Source organism: Sphingomonas sp. 10B4, from assembly GCF_035019905.1.
In the GTDB taxonomy this organism is placed as follows: domain Bacteria; phylum Pseudomonadota; class Alphaproteobacteria; order Sphingomonadales; family Sphingomonadaceae; genus Sphingomonas; species Sphingomonas glacialis.
This window is the reverse complement of record NZ_JASJVC010000134.1, coordinates 1-3130: the sequence shown is the minus strand read 5'-3', so window position 1 is coordinate 3130 and position 3130 is coordinate 1. Positions and strand designations below refer to the sequence as shown.

3 protein-coding genes are annotated in these 3130 nt (G+C 63.3%); all 3 read right to left on the bottom strand.

What is annotated here, in order from left to right; all coding sequences use genetic code 11:
• Positions 1-97: 97 nt before the first annotated feature.
• Genes QN347_RS18930 through QN347_RS18920 form a run of 3 tightly spaced genes read right to left on the bottom strand, consistent with a single transcriptional unit; the run spans position 98 to position 2699 of the window.
• Positions 98-313 (bottom strand): hypothetical protein, encoded by a 216-nt coding sequence (locus QN347_RS18930; RefSeq protein ID WP_322160093.1) that lies wholly within the window; start codon positions 311-313, stop codon positions 98-100.
• Positions 310-921, bottom strand: coding sequence for a response regulator transcription factor (locus tag QN347_RS18925; protein WP_322160092.1), 612 nt, complete (start codon positions 919-921; stop codon positions 310-312). The genes QN347_RS18930 and QN347_RS18925 overlap by 4 nt, the downstream gene beginning before the upstream one ends.
• Positions 900-2699 (bottom strand): ATP-binding protein, encoded by a 1800-nt coding sequence (locus QN347_RS18920; RefSeq protein WP_323494315.1) that lies wholly within the window; start codon positions 2697-2699, stop codon positions 900-902. The genes QN347_RS18925 and QN347_RS18920 overlap by 22 nt, the downstream gene beginning before the upstream one ends.
• Between the last annotated feature and the right edge of the window lie 431 nt (positions 2700-3130).

Sequence of the window (3130 nt, the reverse complement as noted above, 5' to 3'; positions counted from 1 at the left end):
TCATCGATCCTGCAGATTACAGAATCATGGCTTGAGCGAGCGACGATTTCGCGGGTCGTCAAGCAGACGGAGTATAGTACCGAAGGCTCGCCTCGCCTCAGCGGGCGAGGGCATCGTGCAGGCGGTCGACCACGGCGCGCGCTCGCGCCGTCTCGCCCACGGCAGATCCGAGCAGATTTGCGATCGTTTTGCACGCATCGCCATGGTCGATCGCAACCTGCATCGCGGCGAGGTAGTTGGTCAGTGCGGTCAATGGCTGGCTGAGATCGTGGACGATCTCGGCCAAGTCTGCGTCGTCGTCGATCGTGCTCAATGGACGAGCCCGGCGGCGAACGCGATGCGCAGAGCGTCCGGCAGCGATTGGACGTGAAGCTTGGTCATCATGTGCGCGCGATACACTTCGACCGTGCGCGGGCTGATGGCGAGGTCATGTGCGATCACCTTGTTGACCTTGCCGGCGATCAACCCACACAGCACATCGACTTCGCGCGGCGCCAGCCGGGCGATTTGTTTCTGCGCCGCGGCGATGCGAGCGGCATCCTCGCCAGCGCGCGTCAGCCGATCGAACGCGCGTTCGACCGTTTCGAGCAGCGTCATGTGGTCATACGGCTTTTCGAGAAAGTCGATCGCGCCGCGTTTCATCGCCTCGACGGCGACGGCGATGTTGCCGTGCCCGGTGACGATCACGCACAGAAAGGGCAGCGCTTCGCGGGGCAAGGTAGCGAGTACCTCGAGCCCGGTCAGTCCGGGCATGCGCAAGTCGAGCAGGACGATCCCGGGATCGAGCCTGGGCGTCGCGTCGAGAAAGGCGTCGCCCGAGGCGAAGCATTCGGCATCGAAATCCCTGCGCAGGGTAAGCAATGTCAGCAGCGAGCAACGGACCGGTTCGTCGTCGTCGACTATGTAGATGCGCTTCGCCATGGAGCCTCGCTTGCGGGAGTGGGGTGCGACAGGTTGGGGGAAGAGGGGCCAGAAACTGGCGGAGCGATGGGGAACAGCAGATCGAACCGCGCGCCCTGGCCCAGGTTGTTCTGGACGGAGATCACCCCGGAATGGGTCTGGACGATACGGCGGACGATCGCCAGACCGATCCCGCTTGCCTCATTGCCATCCTTGGAGCTGGCGAACGGCTCGAAGATGTGATCGATGATCTCCGGCCGGATCCCCGCCCCATCGTCGCAGACGAACAGCCGGACCGACCGCGCGCGCGCATCCCCGCTTGGCTCAGCCGCAGTGCCAATCGTGATCGTGCCGCCGCGCGGGCCGATCGCCTGTGCTGCGTTGACCGTCAGGTTGAGGACGATTTGATAAAGCTGGCACACGTTTCCTTCGATCGCGGGCACGGGTGCGAGCGCGTCGACGATCGTGATCCCGGCAGGAAAGCGCGCGCGCAGCAACGCCAGCAAATCGCGGACCAGTTCGTCGAGCCGGACCCGCTCGAGCGCGGTGGGTTCCTCGCGCGTAGAGGCCAGCATGGCGCGCGCCAGTTCGCGTGCGCGCGTCGCCGATTCGATGATCAGGTCCATGCTATGCCGATCGGTTGGGTCGGTGATCGTCTCCAGCACGAGCGGTGCGAGGATCCCCAGCGGGACGAGCGTGTTGCTGAGGTCGTGCGCCACGCCGCCGGCCAACAGGCCCAGCGTTTCGAGCTTCAGAGCGTCGTCCAGTTTGGCGCGTAACTCGGCACTGCCGCGTTCGCATTTTCGCTGAAGGGTCACATCGTGGACGATGCCGGTCAGGCTGACGATCACCCCGTGCGTGTCGCGCGTCGGCACCCAGCGCAGCAGCGCATCTCCCGTTTCGCCGTCGGGTCGCTGGAAGCTGTATGCGACAGCGTCGGTGGCCCGGCCGTGATGCGCCGCGGCAAGGCTGGCCGCCATCGCGGCCTGTTGCTCGACGGGAATGTACGCTGCGACGAACGATCGCCAATCGTTGCGCACGGGCGCGGTCCGGCCGTGGAGCGAATCGAACGCGGGACTGGGAACGAAGGCCATGCTTGCCAGATCGAGTTCGAAGCACGTCGTCGCCGTCATCTGCTGTATCGCGGCGAAACGCTCGGTCATTTCGCGATGGGCTTGTCGCGCCTGCCACTGCCGATCGACCAGCACTCCTGCCAATACGATCGCGCCGATCGCCAGGGCGGCGTCGAGGAGGCTGGCGACGCTCGCACTCTCGCTCCGTTGCGATGCCACCAAGCCGAACAGTGCAAGACCGACCGATACGGTGGTCAGCACGCGCACGAAGACGCGTTGCGGGAGCAGCAAGCCGCACGCGACGACCAGGACATACCCCCATCGCGCCGCGCTGCTGTGCGTCGCGAGCAGATCGGTGCTGGCGATCGCTACCGCCAACACCACGGGCAGCCACAGCCTCGGTGCAGCGGCCAACGCCGCATCGTGCCGGAGCCCATACGCACCCATCGCGCCTGCCAAGAAAACCAGCGAGGCTGCCATCGTGAGGAGCGTCAGGTTCGACGAGTCCAGTCCGGCGACGAGCATGACGAGCGCTTCGGCGGTGAGCGCGATCGGAACGAACAGCATCAGCGCGATGCGGAGGTCGCGCGATCCGTGAAGCCGGTCGAGGCCGAGTTCGAGACAGGCAATACCGACCACGATCTGCAGGAGCGCCGCGCTCGGGAGCAGGCGGCCCGGCATGGCCGCGGCAAGCCAATGAGAGAACTGGCCTGGACTGACGAACATCTCCGAAACGGTCGCCCAATCCCGCAATATGAAGGCGCCGAACAGCACGACAACGCCAGCGACGGGTGCCGCGCGACGCGGGCGATCGAGCAGTAACGGTACGACCGCGACCGCGCAGCCAGAAAATCCGACTGACGCGGCAAGGCTGTAGCCCGCATGAACTCCAAAAAATGGAGTATTTTCAATTATATAAATTGTCTCATTTAAGACAATTGCGATTGTAAGTCCTATTGAAACTATCGCAAAGGTAAGAACAGTTGCTTTCATGGGGTCCTATTTATCATCCGCCGTCTGTGTTTTGAAACTATTGGCGAATGAATTGGCAAAATTTATCACAAAGATTGCCAATTGATATGGGCTTTGTTGCATAACGTCGCGAGAGCATAACCGCGCTTTTACTTGAAGATGTTATGAGAGGCGGACGGTCACCG